This is a genomic window from Pseudomonas putida (genome assembly GCF_002906855.1).
In the GTDB taxonomy this organism is placed as follows: Bacteria; Pseudomonadota; Gammaproteobacteria; order Pseudomonadales; family Pseudomonadaceae; genus Aquipseudomonas; species Aquipseudomonas putida_N.
Window position 1 is genome coordinate 199,026 of record NZ_MINI01000038.1, and the last position, 17,783, is coordinate 216,808.

The following is a 17,783-nucleotide window of genomic DNA, read 5'->3' on the forward strand; positions in this document are numbered from 1 at the left end:
CCTAGCAGCGGGCCGATGGCACGCGCCTGGGCGCTGATCTTTCGAGGAATCATTCTCATGACTCCCCAACGTTTTCAGGGACGAACTTCCACTGCCGTCCTTTTCATACTGCTGCCGGCTGTCTCAGCACAGGCTGCAACGCTGTCGCTGGATGAAGCGCTGCAACTGGCTGAACGCAACGCTCCCTCTCTACAAGCCCGCCAGGAGCAGGCATCAGCTGCGCGCAACTTAGTCATTCCAGCGGGCGAACTACCCGACCCGCGCTTGAATCTTGGGGTACAAAACCTGCCGATTGAAGGCGCTGATCGCTGGAGCATGAACAGAGACTTCATGACCATGCAGGTGGTTGGCCTGTCCCAGGACGTACCGAACCGGGACAAGCGTAAAGCTCGCGTAGAGACAGCTCAGGCCACGGTCGAGCGAGCCGATGCTGAGGCGGTCTTCGAGCGCCTGAAGATTCGAGCGGCAACCGCGCAGGCTTGGGTTAATGCGTACACCGTGCAGCGAAAACTTGAACAGTTCGACGCTTTCTACAAAGAAAACCAGCTGCTGGCTTCTACGGTGCGGGCGCGCCTGGCCGGAGGCGCAGGCTCGACGGCCGATACGCTGGCTCCGAAACAGGAATTGGCGCAGTTGGACGAGCAGAAGGATGTTTTATTGAGTCAGGCAGCTCAAGCGCGATCCGCGCTGAAGCGCTGGATTGGGCAGGACGCCGAAGTAGGGGCGCCGACGTTCCCACTCTGGCCTGTAGACGCAGCTGAATACCTGCACTCCGTACATGCCCATCCGGAGCTCAATACCTACAACGCCATGACACGCGAGGCGCAAGCCCAGGTACACCAGGCCCAGGCAGAAAAGAAGTCGGATTGGTCTTGGGGGGTGGATTATCAGCGTCGTGGCCCGGACTTCAGCAACATGGTCAGCCTGCAAGTCAGCTTCCAGTTGCCGTTGTTCACCGGCTCCCGGCAAGACCCGATGATTGCGGCGCGACGCGCACAAGTTCGCCAGTTGGAGGATGAGCAGGATGCAGCCCTGCGCGAGCATCAAGCCCAGCTTGAAACAGACCTTGCCGAGTACCAACGTTTGCAGCGGGCGGTGCGGCGCAGTCGCGAGACGCTTCTACCTCTGGCCGAGGACCGGGTACGCCTCGCTCTGGCGGACTACCGCGCCGGTAAGTCGCCGTTGAGTGAAGTGCTGTCGGCACGTCGGCAACGCGTGGAAGCGCTGTTACAGGATGTGGATCTGCAAGGACAGTTGGCTGCAACAGCAGCGCGTCTGCATTTCGTATATGGAGAGGTGCGGGCATGAGGAATAGGTCGATTGGTTTGGTTGTGGCTGCTGCCCTTGCTATTGGAGCAGGCGCGGGCTTCTGGCTAGGAGGACGGGGCACGGTTACCCCATCGCAGCCAGTAGGTGAGCAAAAAGCGCTGTACTGGTACGACCCGATGTATCCCCAGCAGCATTTCCCGGCACCCGGAAAGTCGCCGTTCATGGACATGCCGCTCGTGCCCAAGTATTCAGACGAGACGGATGACAAGGGGCAGCCTGCGGTTCAGGTCTCGGCTGGGCTCCAGCAAAATCTCGGGATGCGATTGGCAACGGTGATGGCTGGCAGGCTTGAACGATCCCTGAGCGTGAGCGGCGTTCTGGCGTTCGACGAACGCGACTTCAGCGTGTTGCAGGCCCGTACTGGCGGTTACGTCGAACGCGTATATGGCCGGGCGGCGGGGGATATAGTTGCTAAAGGGGCTCCCCTAGCCGATGTGCTGACCCCGGAGTGGGCTGGTTTGCAGGAGGAATATCTGGCGTTGCGGCATTCCGGCGACGCTCAGCTGACGGCGGCGGCACGACAGCGGCTCCTGCTCTCCGGCATGCCGGTCTACCTGATCAACCGGGTCGCGAGCACTGGAAAGGTACAGCTCTCGGTCACACTTTCCGCGCCCACTGCCGGTGTCATCCAGGTTCTCGATCTGCGACCCGGCATGACGCTGACGCCGGGGACTACCTTGGCAAGGATCAACGGAGTGGCCAACGTCTGGCTGGAAGCCGCTGTGCCAGAAGCCCAGGCTCAAGGCCTGCGCGAAGGCCAGCCTGTGCAAGCGCAATTGCCAGCTTTCCCAGGCGATCCGGTACCGGGCAAGTTGACCGCGCTGTTGGCTGATGCCGATTTGCAAAGCCGCACGTTGCGCCTGCGTATCGAGTTGCCCAACCCGGATGGACGGCTTCGTCCTGGGATGACCGCTCAAGTGGCTCTCAATCCCGGCGTGTCTTCCGAGCAGAGCCTCTTGGTGCCTGCCGAGGCGGTCATACGCACCGGCAAGCGGGATCTGGTGATGCTGGCTGAAGAAGGTGGTCGCTTCCGACCGGTGGAAGTTGTGTTGGGTCAGGAGAGCAAGGGGCAAGTTGCGGTGTTGCAGGGCCTTCAGGCAGGTCAGCGCATCGTCGCGTCGGGGCAATTCCTACTGGACTCCGAAGCTAATTTGAAAGGCATCGAAGCGGCGACGGCGCCAGACGTTCAGCCAAAAGCGGGGCCCGCCTTACATGAAGCGAACGGCCGTATCGTGCAGATAGATGGAGCCCAGCTCACCGTTGACCATGGTCCCTTCCTCACCCTGGGTATGCCTGGGATGACCATGACCTTCCCGGTGGCTGATCAGTCGCTCCTTGATGGCCTCAAGGTCGGTGCACAGATTCGCTTTGGCATACGCGAACGCGACGAGGGCATGGTGGTTGAGCAGATCAAAGTGTTGGAGGGCCAACCATGATTGCCAAACTGATCCGCTGGTCGGTAGGCAACCGGGTACTGGTGCTGCTTGCTACGCTGTTTCTGGTGGCATGGGGCTTCGTCTCGGTGCGCAGTCTGCCAATCGACGCCTTGCCCGACCTGTCGGATGTACAGGTGATCATCCGCACGTCCTACCCAGGTCAGGCTCCTCAGATCGTTGAGAATCAGGTGACCTATCCGCTGACCACCACAATGCTCTCGGTTCCGGAGGCCAAAACGGTACGCGGCTTCTCCGCCTTCGGTGACAGCTTCGTCTACGTGCTGTTCGAGGACGGCACCGATCTGTATTGGGCGCGCTCTCGGGTTCTTGAGTACCTGAGCCAGGCACAATCGCGATTACCTGCGGCAGCCAAGCCGGTACTCGGACCGGACGCCACCGGAGTCGGGTGGATTTATCAGTATGCGCTGGTCGATCGCAACGGTGGCCATGACCTGTCGCAACTGCGCAGCCTGCAGGACTGGTTCCTGCGCTATGAGCTCAAGACCCTGCCGGATGTCGCTGAGGTGGCCACCATCGGCGGTATGGTCAAGCAATACCAAGTCCTCCTCGATCCGCTTCGCATGGCCAGCCTCGGTATCACCCAAGCTGAGGTGATAGAGGCTATAGGTAAGGCCAACCAAGAGACCGGCGGTGGTGTGCTGGAGCAAGGCGAAGCAGAATTCATGGTTCGTGCGGCCGGCTACCTAGGATCGCTGGACGATTTCAGAGCGATCCCTCTGCGACTGGCTACCAAGGGCGTGCCGGTGAACTTAGGCGATGTCGCTACGGTGCAGATAGGTCCGGAAGCCCGCAGAGGCATAGGTGAACTGGACGGCCTCGGTGAAGCCGTAGGTGGAGTGGTTATCCTGCGCAGCGGCAAGAATGCTCGTGAGGCCATCGCGCACGTCAAGGCCAAGCTCGAAACCCTGAAGAAAGGCCTGCCTGCCGGGGTGGAGCTTGTCACCGTCTACGACCGCAGCCAGCTGATCGACCGTGCTGTGGAGAACCTCAGTCACAAACTGGTCGAGGAGTTTGTGGTAGTGGCGTTGGTATGCGCAGCGTTTCTCTGGCACCTGCGCTCGTCGCTGGTGGCCATCGTGTCGCTGCCCGTGGGAATCCTGATTGCGCTGATCGTCATGCGTCATCAGGGTATCAACGCCAACATCATGTCCCTTGGCGGAATCGCTATTGCCATCGGTGCAATGGTGGACGCTGCCGTGGTCATGATCGAGAACGCCCACAAACGTGTAGAGGCCTGGCATGCCCAGCATCCTGGTCAACCTTTGCGGGGCGAAGCGCATTGGAACGTAATGACGGAGGCGGCCGTCGAGGTTGGACCAGCGCTGTTCTTCAGCCTCATGATCATCACGCTCTCGTTCATCCCGGTGTTCACGCTGCAAGCCCAGGAGGGCCGCCTCTTTGCCCCCCTGGCCTTTACCAAGACCTACGCGATGGCAGCGGCGGCTGCGCTATCGGTGACCCTGATACCGGTGCTGATGGGGTATTGGATCAGAGGGCCACTGCCTGCGGAACAGAGCAACCCGCTCAACCGGGGCCTCATCCGGCTGTACCGTCCGGCATTGGAGGTCGTCCTGCGCCGGCCCTTGCTTACCCTCGCTGGAGCATTGCTCATCCTGCTCAGCAGTCTGTGGCCCTTGAACCATCTGGGTGGCGAGTTTCTTCCCCCACTTGATGAAGGTGATCTGCTCTACATGCCTTCAGCCTTGCCTGGACTCTCCGCGCAGAAAGCTTCAGAGCTGTTGCAGCGAACGGATCGCTTGATTCGTACAGTCCCCGAGGTAGCCAGCGTCTTTGGTAAGGCCGGCCGCGCCGAATCGGCCACTGACCCTGCACCGCTGGAGATGTTCGAGACCACCGTGCGGCTCAAGCCCAAGAGTGAATGGCGTCCAGGTATGACCACTGAGAAGCTAATCGAAGAGCTTGACCGTATCGTGCGTGTGCCTGGGCTCACCAATATCTGGATTCCGCCTATCCGCAATCGGATTGACATGCTGGCAACCGGCATCAAGAGTCCGATCGGCGTCAAGGTTGCCGGCAGCGATCTGAACCAGATAGACCGGGCTACCCTTGCTGTGGAGCGGGCAGCGAAAAAGGTGCCTGGAGTGACTTCGGCCCTGGCAGAGCGTTTGACTGGCGGTCGCTACATTGATTTGGACATCGACCGCCATGCCGCTGCGCGTTATGGCCTGAACATTACCGACGTACAGGCTATTGTCGCCGGTGCCATAGGTGGCGAAACCATTGGGGAAACGGTTGAAGGGTTAGCTCGCTATCCCATTAGCGTGCGCTATCCACGAGAATGGCGTGATTCCGTGGAGGGGTTGCGTCAGCTGCCGATCTACACGTCTCAGGGGGGCCAGCTGACGCTTGGCACCGTGGCTCGCATACATATTGCCGATGGCCCGCCCATGCTCAAGAGCGAGAATGCTCGCCCCTCGGGCTGGGTGTACATCGATGTGCGCGGCAGAGACCTATCGTCTGTTGTGGCAGACCTGCGGCAGGTGATCGACACCGAGGTAAAGCTCGATCCGGGCATGAGCTTGAGTTACTCCGGGCAGTTCGAATACTTGGAGCGCGCTAACGCACGCCTGGCCTGGGTGGTGCCGGCGACGCTGGCCATCATCTTCGTGCTGCTCTACCTGACTTTTGGGCGCCTCGGTGAGGCGCTACTCATCATGGGCACGCTACCGTTCGCGCTAACCGGAGGCGTTTGGCTGCTGTACCTGCTGGGCTACAACCTGTCGGTGGCCACAGGCGTTGGTTTCATTGCCTTGGCCGGCGTAGCTGCGGAGTTTGGGGTGATCATGCTCATTTACCTGAATAACGCTTGGGCTGAGCGTCAGGCCAGTGGCGAAACCACACGAGCAGCGCTGCTCGGCGCAATCCGTGAGGGTGCGGTGCAGCGCATCAGACCCAAGGCAATGACCGTGGCAGTCATCGTTGCAGGCCTGCTGCCCATCCTCTGGAGCAGCGGTACCGGCAGCGAGGTCATGAGTCGCATCGCGGTGCCCATGGTCGGCGGCATGCTAACCGCTCCGTTGCTCTCCCTGTTTGTAATACCTGCGGCGTACTGGCTGATCCGTCGCCGCGAACTTACTGTCACTACCCCCAACCCCTCAGGAGAAAACCAATGAAAAAGCTAATCGTCATCGCAGCCCTGGTCACAGCTTTCGCCGCCAGTGTGCATGCCCAGGACATGGATGGTATGGACATGAAGAACATGCCAGCTTCCGCCGAAGGAGGCCAAGGCACCCAGGCGGCACCCACCGCGCATGCTGAAGGGGCAATAAAGGCGCTGGATCCTCAAAGCGGAAAAATCACATTGGCCCACGGCCCGGTAGCAGAGCTCAAATGGCCGGCGATGACCATGGGTTTCCATGCTGAGCCTGCACAGCTGAAGGGCTTGAACGTAGGAGACAAGGTGAAATTTGGGTTCCGTATGGAAGGAAGCGTCGCGAAGATCGTGAGCATTCATAAGCAGTGATGTTCAAGCCTTAAATGATCGGGCACGCCTTCACACCGAGAGGATTCGGACAAGCTTACAGAAATGTAATCAATCTTCAGGACCCCGTCAGGTCGAACGCTACGTACCGTCATGAGACGGTGCACTGGCATCAAATCGACCCGATACCGGAGATATGACCATGAACAGTCGCTTTGAAGAATGCATCTCGGAATGCCTGCGCTGTGCGCTGGCCTGTGAAGGCTGTGCGTCAGCCTGCCTACAAGAACAAGATGTAAAAATGATGGCTGACTGCATCAAGCTGGACAGAGATTGCGCAGATATGTGCAACCTTGCGGCTACCTTGATGGCACGAGAAAGCATGCTGGCCAAAGAGCTTTGTGCCCTATGCGCCAAAATTTGCCGGGCCTGCGGGGAGGAGTGCGGTAAGCATAAGGCAGACCACTGTCAGCAATGCGCCCAGGCCTGCATGACCTGCGCAGAATCCTGCGAAGCAATGGCTGCGTAAGCGAATTTCGCCAAGCCTCCGCCTGCTTTCCATGCGCCTGATTAAGGATTTGGGTACGTCGATAATCGTCGTGCTTAGGGAGGCGGGTAGACCGCTGATGGACATGCGCTCTGGCAGAGCCTAGCTTGGGCAGCTAGCAAACCAGAGGCGCAGCGATCTGATAGCAAAGAAGCCCGCCTCAGCGGCGGGCTATCAGATGTCTCCAAGGGGAGGCTGTAGGCCAACAAGTCTCGGAGCAAGCACTTGTAGGATACGCCTGTTGGCTCACGCCCACCAGCCAGCTTCGGCGGAAGCGAGTGGTCCTACGTTCTGACGGCCGGCATTGGAAGCGGCTTGGTGAAGGCCACGTCGATTTGCAGGGCGATCCGCCAAGACAAAGCCGGCTGATTATCCCCAAGCGGTATACGATCAGGAAGAGTCAAAGGCAAAGCTAGGGGTGAATCTAGCGGGTACCCACATTTGAGGGCAAAATCTCCAGCTTCGCCTACAGTGCATTGGGTTGAGGGGGAAGGTGTGGGAGCAGAGCTAGATCGGGTAAAGGATCGCAAAAGGAGCAGAGCGTTAATCGAAGACCTCTACCTCGACGCGAACCGAGTTTACGTAATTCACTACTCCTGCGAATCGTTTTATGAAAATGATACGGGGGAGTCGAAACGTGTGACATCCATCGCCACACGGAACCTAAAAACCGGCCAAACCAAATCGTGGTCCATCCATAAAGAAGCAGAGCTCAGCAAACAGCTCTCCAGCATGCAAGCAGAGCTCAATAAATTCGAAAAGTCGATGCTGAAAGGCTTTTTCCAATGGCTTGATAAGCACAAGGATTGTCGGTTCCTGCATTGGAACATGCGAGACGAAAATTTCGGGTTCTTTGCGCTTGAGCATCGCTTTCGGGTGCTCGGGGGCAAACCCGTAGAGCTGCCGGATGACAAGAAGGTTGACCTTGCGCGTGAGCTGGTTGCGTTATATGGAAGAAACTATGCCCCGCATGCCGATAGCAGGGGAAGGAAAGGCAGGATCATGGCGTTGGCTGAACTCAATAATGCCAGCGACCAAGACGCACTGCCCGGCGCTGATGAGGCTGCCGCCTTTGTGAACGCTGAGTACATAAAAATGCATCAATCGACCCTCAGGAAGCTCGATATGTTTGCGAACTTCTTCGAGCGTACACATGAAAAGTCCTTGAAGACTAAATCCAGATGGTACGAGCGGAACGGGGTGCATCCTGTTGTGTTAATTGAAATCGTCAAAGACCACCCGATCTACACGACAGTTATCGTACTGAGCGGCCTTGCCATTGCCGCTGTCAATTTCAGCCGTTTCTTGGCGCTTTTCAACTACCCCCTGTAGTGCAAGCACCATTTCACCAATCTTTGGGCATCGTTATTAGGTTTGGAGGTATCTACAAAACTGGGACGATTCAGTAACGCCCTGAATACTAAAGGCTGCCTAGGTCTGTGAGGATTCCGTTTTGAAACCCTGACGGACCCCGGCGACCAGATTCCACCATGGACTGACTGAGCGCCCGTACAGCAATTGCAGCTCAGCGTCTTCGGTTGCCCCATTGGTGCGCCTTTATCCGAACGAACCTAGAGTCGATTAATGTCGCCGCCTACCCAGCCTGATGCGTCTCAGGCCAAGTACCCCTCATCGGCGTCCTGGTATTCGAGCTGGTGGAAAGGCTGCTGGGGGCACAATAAAGCTTGTCACAAGTGGGCAGGGCCCTGGTGGCGATCATCCTCCGCCTACACAATGTAACGGGTCGTCTAAGTGCTCACGGGCCATTTCCGTAGGAACAGTCACGCTCGGCAACGACTGCATGCCGAGTAACCATCCTGATTACTGGCTAACTGTGAGCTGCTGAAGGATCTGACAAGCCGCAGCCTCGCGACCGTCGTTACAGCTTTGCCTCAGCTCCACCAATTGCAACTGCAACACCTGCAAGCAGGCAATGCGATCCCTGACGTGCTGGATATGCTTATCAACGAGCTCGTTGACACCGGCGCAACTGCTGGACGGGCGGTCTCTGTAGCTTAACAAGCGACGTATTTCTTCCAGGGTCATGTCGAGCGTTCTGCAGTTTCTGATGAAAGCCAATCGATCTACGTGCTGCTGAGAGTAAAGCCGATAATTTCCCCCGCTTCGTGCAGGATCAGGCAGAAGCCCCTCGCGTTCGTAGTACCTAATCGTAACGACCTGACAGTTCGAAATTTTAGCCAGCTGGCCAATTTTCATCGCAATCTCCAAAAACGCTTGACTCTATAGTGGCTATAGGTTGTTGACTATACACCTGCATAGGAGAATCCAAATGGTAAATTGTTGCGACGATACTCCCAAAGCGAGCCCCGCAAGCAGCACGTCTACCACGAGCTGTTGCAAGGCCGCGTGCTCAGCTCCTGCCGAACCGTCCGGTCAACTGAGCACCTTCCGCATCGAGCAGATGGACTGTCCCACTGAGGAAGCTCTCATCCGGAATAAGCTGGAGCAGATCCCGGAGGTGCTGAAACTGCAATTCAATCTGATGAGCCGCACTCTCGGTGTGTGGCACGCACCACTATCGGCGCAGACCATCGTTGATGCTATCGCGTCTGTGGGCATGCGGGCGGTTCGCTTCGAGGCCACAGTAAGTACGCGAGTAAATATTGCTCAGATGGACTGCCCCACCGAGGAGCGGTTGATAACCGACAAGCTATCGGGAATGCCAGGCATCGCAGCGCTACACTTCAATCTGTTGCAGCGCACTCTCACTATTAGTCATGAGCCTAACGCGCTTGAGGCGGCTTTGAGTGCAATCAGAGAACTCGGCTTCACTCCTCAATCCCAGGTAGAAGCCAAAGCTTCGATTGAAGCCCAACCACCAGTCAAGAGTCATTGGTGGCGTCTTGGGCTGTCTGGTATAGCAGCGGTGTCGGCGGAGATTTTGCATTTCAGCCAAGCAGTACCAGAATGGGTAGTAGCCCTGATCTCCGTTGCCGCGGTGCTCCTTTGCGGTCTGGCCATCTACAAAAAAGGCTGGATCGCCCTCAAGAACCGTAACCTCAATATCAACGCCCTAATGAGTATTGCGGTTACGGGCGCAATTTTGATCGGACAGTGGCCCGAAGCGGCCATGGTTATGTTCCTGTTTGCAGTCGCCGAGCTAATAGAAGCAAAGTCTCTCGATCGAGCCCGCAATGCCATTCGCGGCTTAATGGACTTGGCGCCTGAAAAGGCAACTGTCCAGCAAGCCGATGGCAGTTGGATAGAGACGGATGTCGCTAATGTGCCGATCGACAGCACGGTCAGGGCGCGCCCAGGCGAACGCATCAGTCTTGATGGAGAGGTTGTCCGAGGGAACTCGACCATCAACCAAGCACCCATTACTGGCGAAAGTCTACCTGTGGAAAAAACCATCGGTGATCCCGTGTTCGCCGGTACTATCAATCAGGCCGGGGAACTTGAGTATCGGGTCACAGCAGAAGCCAGCCATTCCACTCTGGCCAGAATCATCCATGCGGTAGAAGAAGCACAAGGTGCACGTGCACCGACTCAGCGTTTTGTAGATCAATTCGCCCGTATCTATACGCCAGCCGTGTTCGCATTCTCATTAGCGGTAGCGATTCTGCCCCCATTGTTGATGGGAGGTGAGTGGTTCGAGTGGATCTATCGTGCCCTGGTTTTGCTGGTAGTGGCCTGTCCCTGTGCGCTGGTCATCTCGACTCCTGTCTCCATCGTTAGCGGCCTTGCCTCAGCTGCTCGCAAAGGTATTCTGATTAAGGGAGGGGTGTATCTGGAAAGCGGTCGCATGATCACCCACCTAGCCTTAGACAAGACTGGGACAATCACCCATGGTAAGCCAGTGCAAACTGACTACATGCCTCTGACCGATGGACTATCTAAGGATTTTCGCACTTTCGCTGCAAGTCTTGCAGATCGTTCTGACCATCCGGTATCGCAGGCCATAGCCACACAGGCGATTGAGCAATCCGTTTCCATATTGAACGTTGACGATTTTGAAGCCTTACTGGGCCGTGGCGTGCGAGGTGCTATTGATGGACACCGCTATCACCTCGGCAATCATCGGCTTTTAGAAGAACTGGGTTTTTGCTCCCCGACAATCGAAGCCACGCTTGACCACCTAGAACGCCAAGGCAAAACCGTCGTCATTCTGTCAGATGAGACACAGGCACTGGCGTTGTTCGCGGTAGCCGATACAGTGAAAGACACCAGTCGAGCCGCGATCAAAGAACTTCATGAGTTGGGCGTGAAAACCTTGATGTTGACGGGTGATAATCCGCATACAGCCGAGGCCATTGCGTCCCAGGTTGGTATTGATGAGGCCAAGGGTAGTCTGCTCCCGTCTGATAAACTGAACGCAATCGAAGCCCTGATCAATAAAAAAGCGACCGTAGGGATGGTCGGCGATGGCATCAATGATGCGCCGGCGCTCGCACGAGCCAATGTGGGCTTCGCTATGGGGGCTGCCGGTACTGATACAGCAATCGAAACGGCCGATGTCGCGATCATGGATGATGATCTGCGTAAAATACCGGCCTTCATTCGTCTTTCCCGCCAAACTGCTGCTGTGCTCACTCAAAACATCGGCCTTGCCCTTGGGATCAAAGCCATCTTTTTGGTGGTAACGCTGTTGGGGCACGCCACTATGTGGATGGCAGTGTTCGCCGACATGGGAGTAAGTCTGTTGGTTGTCCTGAACGGCCTGCGTCTACTGCGCAAGTAAGGGCGGATGAAGATCAAGCTACAACATTTCCGGTGGGGCGCTGAGCAGGGCCGAGATAGCGGTTCTCTGTTGCGGCCAATCTTAGAGAAGATGAAACTTCCAGGACGAAATAGACAATGAGCACTGGCAAGGATACTAATACTACAAGGTGTTGGTTGTTTTGGGGAATCGCAGCCGCCTTGGCAATGCTCGATCAAGGGCTCAAGTACGCCATTGAACAATTGTTTGTGTTAGGTAACTCGATCACCGTAGCGCCATTTTTCAGCTTAGTGCACGCCCGCAATACGGGGGCGGCATTTAGCTTTTTGGCGGATGCTGGCGGTTGGCAACGTTACTTCTTCATTGCCATTGCCCTGGGTGTTGCCGTGACACTGACCATGATGCTTCGTCGAGCACGTCCGTTGTGGGAAGCGTTGAGTTACAGCCTCATCTTGGGGGGGGCAATAGGAAATCTTCTCGACAGATCTGTCCGTGGGTATGTTGTGGATTACCTCGATTTCCATTACCAAGGCTGGCATTGGCCAGCGTTCAACTTGGCAGACATCGCCATCGTCGGGGGTGCGCTGCTGATGGTGGTAGTAAGTTTAGTGAGACCTGTGAGGCCAGCGTCTGAGGTGGATCGGACGTAATCGCACGCGACGTTACGCAGAATGTGGGGTAATAGGTTGCGTACACTGCTGATGATGTCGCTCACGACCTTAATCAGCAGTGTACACATCCATGCCATTTTGCTCCGGTGCTATACAGCGCTTGTGAAGCTGGTCGACACAGCGACGTACATAGACCTCGCACACGTTTATCAGTCTGAATTCAGTGACCTAAGCAAACTCGAAAATTCATCCAAATGATCAGAGAAAACTTCAGGGACGGCCGCGTACTCCAGTGAATAGCTGGCCTGCCCCCCAACAGCTGTTACCAAGGTGTGTTTGAGGACCTTTTTGCCGCTGGCCATCATGAGACAGGTTGTCTGCAACCCACTCAGGTCACCGACTTGCACTGATGTCGGTCTGCTGCAAGTCGCCAGAAGCCCCAGCCCCGAGTAGTGTTGTTGGAGCGCTTTACGCATTATCACGATGACGTTTTCGATGTTCACGATATGCTCGTTAAGCGTTACACGAGTGATTTCCATCGCAGCGACTTGTTTTCCATCTTTGTCTTCCAAAATAGCTCTCTGGCGTGAGCCGATAGGCTTCCCCTGTGTATCTATCGGGCTCGAAAGTACAGAGCTCTTCCAGCCGACAGGCCAATCTATCTGGTCATCAGGATCGCATATTTTAAAAATAATCACCGAAAGTGATGCTACGCAGACTAAAATGATAGAAAACTTATTAAATAATAGTGTTGGAAAACTCGATTTAGCAGTGCGCACACTCACCTCAGTTTTTAATACAACGCGGTTCCATAGTGAATGTCCGCGAGGCATCTACCGCACCTAAATTTTGCAGCGTGCGACGACCAATCAGAACTGGATAGTTCATTTTTCCGCGATCCTTAAGCGAAAACTCCTCTTCGTACATTCGAGTTCCAATACACATCCGCATCGTCACAACCGGCCTAGTTTCAGCACCACCTGCACCACGTACTTTAACGCTACGGATTATCTTGCGTTCAAATGGAGAGTTCGTCAGCTTACCGGATTTGCTGTCTTTTACCTCGACATTGAAGCGCACCCATTTATCTCCGTCCTTTTCATAATGTTCTAAGTCCTTGGCGTCCATAGACGACGTCAAGGCACCGGTATCCAGCTTGATTTTGACTGCGATATTTTCCGGCTGAATGAGCCCTTCCTCTACCCAGCCAAAGATTTTGGGTGGGTTTGGGCCCGCAAAACTGGAGCTCATGGTCAGGGCAACAAATAAACCTGCAAGCCAAGGAGTCGTCCGAAATTTCATAATAAAACCATAGTGAGCAATATTTTAGTTTCAAGCTGCCGTGATCCGGTTAGTCAGCTCTCAAGGCCAGGATGCGGCGTGCACCGTTTAGCACGATGAGGCCTACGAGTGTGCCAATGACCAAATCTGGATAGGAAGAACCTGTCCAAGCAACCAATGCCCCTGCTGCGATTACGCCAATATTCGCGAGCACATCATTCGCTGAAAAAATCCAACTCGCTTTCATGTGGGCGCCACCTCCGCGGTGACGATGGATCAGAATGAGGCAAATGACGTTGGCAGCCATTGCAGCTAAGCCAAACCCCACCATCAACATCGACTCGGGTTCACTGCCGTAAAGGAACCGCCTACCAACCTCTCCAATAACGCCTAGGGCGAGTACGATTTGAAAAAAACCAGCCATGTGTGCAGCACGCACCTGCAACCGAGCGCTGTGGCCCACGGCGTAGAGAGCCAGGCCATAGACGGCTGCATCGGCGAACATGTCTAGCGAGTCGGCTATGAGCCCTGCTGAATGAGCTACCAAGCCAGCGATCATTTCAGTCAAAAACATAGCGGCATTGATAGCCAATAAGCTCTTTAGGGTCTTGGCCTCCCTCTTGGCGTCTAGCTCCTCAGTGGCACAGATGTCAGAAGCGGGCTCTTCGCTGGCCGGGTGTGTATCAATCAGTTGTGCAGCCATTCCAAGCGAGCCCAGCTTTGCAGCAATCTGATCAACCGACCCGTGATGGAAAACGTGCACCCGCCTGTTCATCAAATCAAAGGACAACGAGTTGAGCCCAGGTAGGTCACTCAGTGCCATTCGAATGATCCCTTCTTCGGAAATGCAATCCATCTCAGGCACTGAAAAAGTGCTAACCCAGGTTTCGTCGTTCGAAGGCGCTGCTGCTGCTCCAGCGTTGACTGAGTCGGGCCCACAGCTGCAAGTACAACCGCTCATGGTTTGCATCCTACTTGAGGTTCTCATAGACGATTACAAACCCTATAGCGGGTAGAGGGTCAAGCGCAGCTACGCTATCTTTCGTTGAATGGCGCACCTTTGATGCTTCGATAGGTTATGAAGCTTACTGGAGCCTTAGGGGGAAGGCCTTCGTAACCGAAGTCAAACCGCCAATACCCCACATCATGCCAAGCACCGAGCTTGAATCCGACCTGTGGAAACGTACCGATGTGCTGGAAGCCGAGTCGCTCGTGCAGCCCGACGCTGCCTTCATTCGGCAAGGCGATGCCGGCATACGCCGAGCGATATCCCAGACGCTTCAGAACCGGCAGCAGCACGTCATAGAGTTGGCGAGCAATCCCGCTGCGGCGTTGCCCTTCAGCGACATACACCGTCACATCCACCGCCCACCGGTACGCCGCACGCGCGCGGTGCTGACTGGCGTAGGCATAGCCGACTACTCGTCCTTCTCGCACAGCCACCAGATACGGGTAGGTTCGCAGCGTCGTGGAGATCCGCTCACGCATTTGCTCCACGCTAGGCACTGCCTCTTCGAATGAGATAGCCGTGTTGAGCACGATGGGCGCGTAGATGATCTGGATCTCTTCTGCATCCTCTGGTCTGGCGACACGAATATCGATTCCGCTATGCATCCGGCTGCTCCAAGCTGTTCAGATGTTCAACTACTTCGTTGACCGTGCTGCGCGCGGTACGGGTGACGCCGATCAACGTCGCCGAGGCCAGGCCGGTCCAGTCGCCATATCCGACCAGCCAGAGGCGCGGCTCGCGAATAGAACGCCCCCCATCAACCTCGACCTTTCCGTAGTCATCCAGCACGTCCAGTGCCTTAAGGTGATCCAGCGCCGGCCGGAATCCAGTACACCAGACCACCGCATCGACCTGGGTTTTCTCACCGTTGGGCCAGACGACCCCATCCGACGTGAATGAGGTGAAAGGCCTTACAGCACGAAGGGCCCCGCGCTCGCGAGCCCGGACTACTGAGGGCACCATGACGATATCACCAAGCCCACCGACCTGTGCGTCGATAACACGGCCCTCCTGTTGAGCCTTGAGGCGCTCGGTAGCCCGTTCGAACAGCACCCGGCCATCCACGTCATCAGGCAGAAACGCCGGTTCCTCCGTGGTTACCCACGTTGCGTCGGCGATCTCGGACAGCTCCGCGTAGATTTGCGCCCCCGAGTTGCCACCACCAACGACCAGCACGCGTTTTCCTTGGAAAGCCTCTGGTGACTGGTACTGGGCGGAGTGAATCTGCTGCCCCTGGAACAGCTTTATCCCCGGATAGGCCGGAACATAGGGGTTGCTCCAGGTCCCCGTTGCGCTGATGACGGCACGAGCCTCCCAGTCGCGGTCCTTCGAGCGCACACGAAGAGCACGTGCGGTCCGCTCCACCGCCGTGATGCTGACGGGGCGAACGATAGGAAACCCGTAGCGCGCCTCGTACTGCTCCAGGTAGCTGACCACGTGATCCCTATCAGGATTACCTTCGGTGACTGGCGGCATCGGCCAGCCCGCGATGGAGCTCCAAGCGGAGGGCGAGAACAGCGTCAGCGAGTCCCAGCCATGGCGCCAAGCCCCGCCCGCAGCCGCTTCGGCATCGAGCAACAGGAACGACAGCTTGGCTCGCTTGAGAAAATAAGCCACCGTCAGCGCGGACTGCCCGCCGCCAATCACGATGACATCGAGTAGTTCGCCTTCGGTGACCATGGTTTCTCCTTTCTGGCTGGAGCGCTCAGTCTTCGCCGAACTGGTTGATGTAGTTGATGTGCGCAGGCTTCTGAATCGCCCGTGGGCGAAGATCCTGCACCCATGCAATCGCCACGCGGCGCGGCATTCCGGACTCGATCAGCAGACGGGCAGCGAACAGCCCGGTGCGGCCGGAGCCGCCCTTGCAGTGGATGGCCAGGGCCTTGTTGGATGCGAGCAAAGCGTTCAACTGGTGGCGGATCTCTCCCAGCCCGACCTCGAAGTTTTTATCCGGAGCATGATCATCCTTGATCGGCAGTTGGTACCACTCCAACCCATGCTGCTTGGCCGCGACGCCAAGCTGGGCAACTCCGTTTTCCTGAAGCTCTGCGTCCGACATCAGCGTAACCAGCGCCACGGCACCGGCCTTCTTGAGCGTATCCAGGCTTTCAGCGAGACCGCTGGTCTGGGTGCCCGGACAAGGCGTAAAAATCAGCACACCCGGAGCATGGGGCAACGATTTCAATGAGTAAGGATGCGACATGCTCATGACCTCAGATAGACCGAATATTGACTCGCTTGGATAGTTCTTCCGCCGACTCTTTGCGCTCGGAGTAGCGGTCTACCAAATAATCCTGGCGATCACGCAGCAGGAGCGTGAACTTGGTCAGTTCCTCCATCACGTCGACCAGTCGATCGTAGAAAGAAGACGGCTTCATGCGCCCGGCTTCATCGAACTCCAGGAAGGCTTTCGGCACCGACGACTGGTTCGGGATGGTAAACATACGCATCCAGCGGCCAAGCACGCGCAATTGGTTCACCACGTTAAAAGACTGCGAGCCTCCACACACCTGCATCACGGCGAGGGTCTTGCCCTGGGTTGGGCGAACGGCGCCCATGGCCAGCGGTACCCAATCGATCTGCGCCTTGAAGACAGCACTCATTGAGCCGTGACGCTCGGGCGAGCACCACACCTGGCCTTCGGACCACTGCATCAGCTCGCGGAGTTCCAGCACCTTCTCGTGGGTGTCCGGAGCGTCATCCGGCAGTGGCAGGCCGGAAGGGTCGAAAATACGGGTTTCGGCGCCGAACTCTTCCAGCAGGCGCGCAGCTTCCTGAACCATCAAGCGGCTGAATGAGCGTTCGCGGGTCGATCCGTACAGCAGCAGGATGCGCGGTTTGTGTGTGGAAGGATCCTTCGGCGCCAGCCGCTCCAGCGACGGCAGATCAATCAGTTCTGGTTGGACATTTGGCAGGTGGTCGTTCATTTCGGTCTCCATTGATCCAGGGCCTACAGCGCGCCGATGCGGGCAAGTTCGGCTTTCAGTTGGTCCTGGCTCAGTTGCGAGAGAGGCAGCGCAATGAAGGCGCGCACGCGCTCATCGATCTTCGCAAGTGTGGTTTGGAAGGCTTCTTCGATTTCTGCCTCACTCCCGGTGACCGCCGAAGGGTCGGCCAAGCCCCAGTGGGCTTTGAGCGATGGACCGAAGAAGATCGGGCAAGCTTCGCCGGCAGCGCGGTCGCACACGGTGACAACGATGTCGGGGGGAGAACTTTCGAAGGCGTCCGAGGCCTTGCTTGAAAGACCAGCGGTGGGGATACCGGCGGCTTCCAAGGTTTTCAGTGCCCGCTCATTGACCTTGCCGCTTGGGAAGCTGCCAGAACTCACAGCTTCCATACCCTCGGGGGCCAGGTGATTGAACAGCGCCTCGGACAGGATGCTGCGGCAGCTGTTGTGGGTGCACATGAACAAGACTTTCATCAGGT

At 56.9% G+C, this 17,783-nt stretch carries 17 protein-coding genes and 1 pseudogene; 8 read left to right on the top strand and 10 right to left on the bottom strand.

From position 1 onward, the window contains the following. Window positions 1-57 precede the first annotated feature (57 nt). From BGP85_RS13370 to BGP85_RS13395, 6 genes are all read left to right on the top strand, one after another. Window positions 58-1,308, top strand: coding sequence for a TolC family protein (locus tag BGP85_RS13370; RefSeq protein ID WP_054884822.1), 1,251 nt, complete (start codon window positions 58-60; stop codon window positions 1,306-1,308). Beyond that, window positions 1,305-2,765, top strand: a complete 1,461-nt coding sequence (locus BGP85_RS13375; protein WP_054884821.1) for an efflux RND transporter periplasmic adaptor subunit — start codon at window positions 1,305-1,307, stop codon at window positions 2,763-2,765. Before BGP85_RS13370 ends, BGP85_RS13375 begins: the two co-directional genes overlap by 4 nt. Then, window positions 2,762-5,920, top strand: coding sequence for an efflux RND transporter permease subunit (locus BGP85_RS13380; RefSeq protein ID WP_054884820.1), 3,159 nt, complete (start codon window positions 2,762-2,764; stop codon window positions 5,918-5,920). Before BGP85_RS13375 ends, BGP85_RS13380 begins: the two co-directional genes overlap by 4 nt. Then, a complete protein-coding gene (locus BGP85_RS13385; RefSeq protein WP_023048565.1) occupies window positions 5,917-6,270 on the top strand; it encodes a copper-binding protein in 354 nt (117 codons plus the stop codon). Before BGP85_RS13380 ends, BGP85_RS13385 begins: the two co-directional genes overlap by 4 nt. A gap of 160 nt (window positions 6,271-6,430) precedes the next feature. Further along, window positions 6,431-6,757, top strand: a complete 327-nt coding sequence (locus BGP85_RS13390) for a four-helix bundle copper-binding protein (protein ID WP_371263243.1) — start codon at window positions 6,431-6,433, stop codon at window positions 6,755-6,757. 657 nt (window positions 6,758-7,414) lie between these two features. Next, entirely contained in the window at window positions 7,415-8,107 is a 693-nt protein-coding gene (locus BGP85_RS13395) for a hypothetical protein (protein ID WP_177332370.1), read from the top strand. Between the two features lie 102 nt (window positions 8,108-8,209). Here the strand turns inward: BGP85_RS13395 and BGP85_RS13400 are convergent. Together BGP85_RS13400 and cadR are read right to left on the bottom strand one after the other, a co-directional pair. Next, window positions 8,210-8,430 (bottom strand): annotated as a pseudogene (locus BGP85_RS13400) (copper resistance protein B); the annotation flags it as partial. 166 nt (window positions 8,431-8,596) lie between these two features. Then, window positions 8,597-8,992, bottom strand: coding sequence for a Cd(II)/Pb(II)-responsive transcriptional regulator (gene cadR / locus BGP85_RS13405; RefSeq protein ID WP_054884819.1), 396 nt, complete (start codon window positions 8,990-8,992; stop codon window positions 8,597-8,599). A 361-nt stretch (window positions 8,993-9,353) separates the two neighbouring features. Between cadR and BGP85_RS13410 the strand changes: the two genes are divergently transcribed. Continuing rightward, the gene (locus BGP85_RS13410) at window positions 9,354-11,477 is read left to right on the top strand and encodes a heavy metal translocating P-type ATPase (protein ID WP_431061553.1); all 2,124 of its coding nucleotides are present in this window, start codon (window positions 9,354-9,356) and stop codon (window positions 11,475-11,477) included. Between the two features lie 116 nt (window positions 11,478-11,593). After that, a complete protein-coding gene (gene lspA / locus BGP85_RS13415; RefSeq protein ID WP_054884818.1) occupies window positions 11,594-12,106 on the top strand; it encodes a signal peptidase II in 513 nt (170 codons plus the stop codon). A 170-nt stretch (window positions 12,107-12,276) separates the two neighbouring features. Here the strand turns inward: lspA and BGP85_RS28715 are convergent, their stop codons facing one another. The 8 genes from BGP85_RS28715 to BGP85_RS13455 all read right to left on the bottom strand — a co-directional run bounded on the left by BGP85_RS28715 (window position 12,277) and on the right by BGP85_RS13455 (window position 17,778). Further along, entirely contained in the window at window positions 12,277-12,846 is a 570-nt protein-coding gene (locus tag BGP85_RS28715; protein ID WP_158238191.1) for a DUF4946 domain-containing protein, read from the bottom strand. A 7-nt stretch (window positions 12,847-12,853) separates the two neighbouring features. Beyond that, window positions 12,854-13,369, bottom strand: coding sequence for a retropepsin-like aspartic peptidase RloA3 (gene rloA3, locus BGP85_RS13425; protein WP_082433515.1), 516 nt, complete (start codon window positions 13,367-13,369; stop codon window positions 12,854-12,856). Between the two features lie 49 nt (window positions 13,370-13,418). After that, entirely contained in the window at window positions 13,419-14,309 is an 891-nt protein-coding gene (locus tag BGP85_RS13430) for a cation transporter (protein WP_082433513.1), read from the bottom strand. 74 nt (window positions 14,310-14,383) lie between these two features. Continuing rightward, the gene (locus tag BGP85_RS13435) at window positions 14,384-14,962 is read right to left on the bottom strand and encodes an arsinothricin resistance N-acetyltransferase ArsN1 family B (protein WP_054884816.1); all 579 of its coding nucleotides are present in this window, start codon (window positions 14,960-14,962) and stop codon (window positions 14,384-14,386) included. Then, window positions 14,955-16,037, bottom strand: a complete 1,083-nt coding sequence (locus BGP85_RS13440; RefSeq protein WP_054884815.1) for an ArsO family NAD(P)H-dependent flavin-containing monooxygenase — start codon at window positions 16,035-16,037, stop codon at window positions 14,955-14,957. The genes BGP85_RS13435 and BGP85_RS13440 overlap by 8 nt, the downstream gene beginning before the upstream one ends. A gap of 25 nt (window positions 16,038-16,062) precedes the next feature. Beyond that, window positions 16,063-16,566 carry a phosphatase domain-containing putative toxin gene (locus BGP85_RS13445; RefSeq protein ID WP_082433511.1) on the bottom strand — a complete coding sequence of 168 codons (504 nt, stop codon included), beginning with the start codon at window positions 16,564-16,566 and terminating at the stop codon, window positions 16,063-16,065. 4 nt (window positions 16,567-16,570) lie between these two features. Next, entirely contained in the window at window positions 16,571-17,284 is a 714-nt protein-coding gene (arsH, locus tag BGP85_RS13450) for an arsenical resistance protein ArsH (protein ID WP_054884814.1), read from the bottom strand. 23 nt (window positions 17,285-17,307) lie between these two features. Beyond that, window positions 17,308-17,778, bottom strand: a complete 471-nt coding sequence (locus BGP85_RS13455; RefSeq protein WP_054884813.1) for an arsenate reductase ArsC — start codon at window positions 17,776-17,778, stop codon at window positions 17,308-17,310. Window positions 17,779-17,783 lie beyond the last annotated feature (5 nt).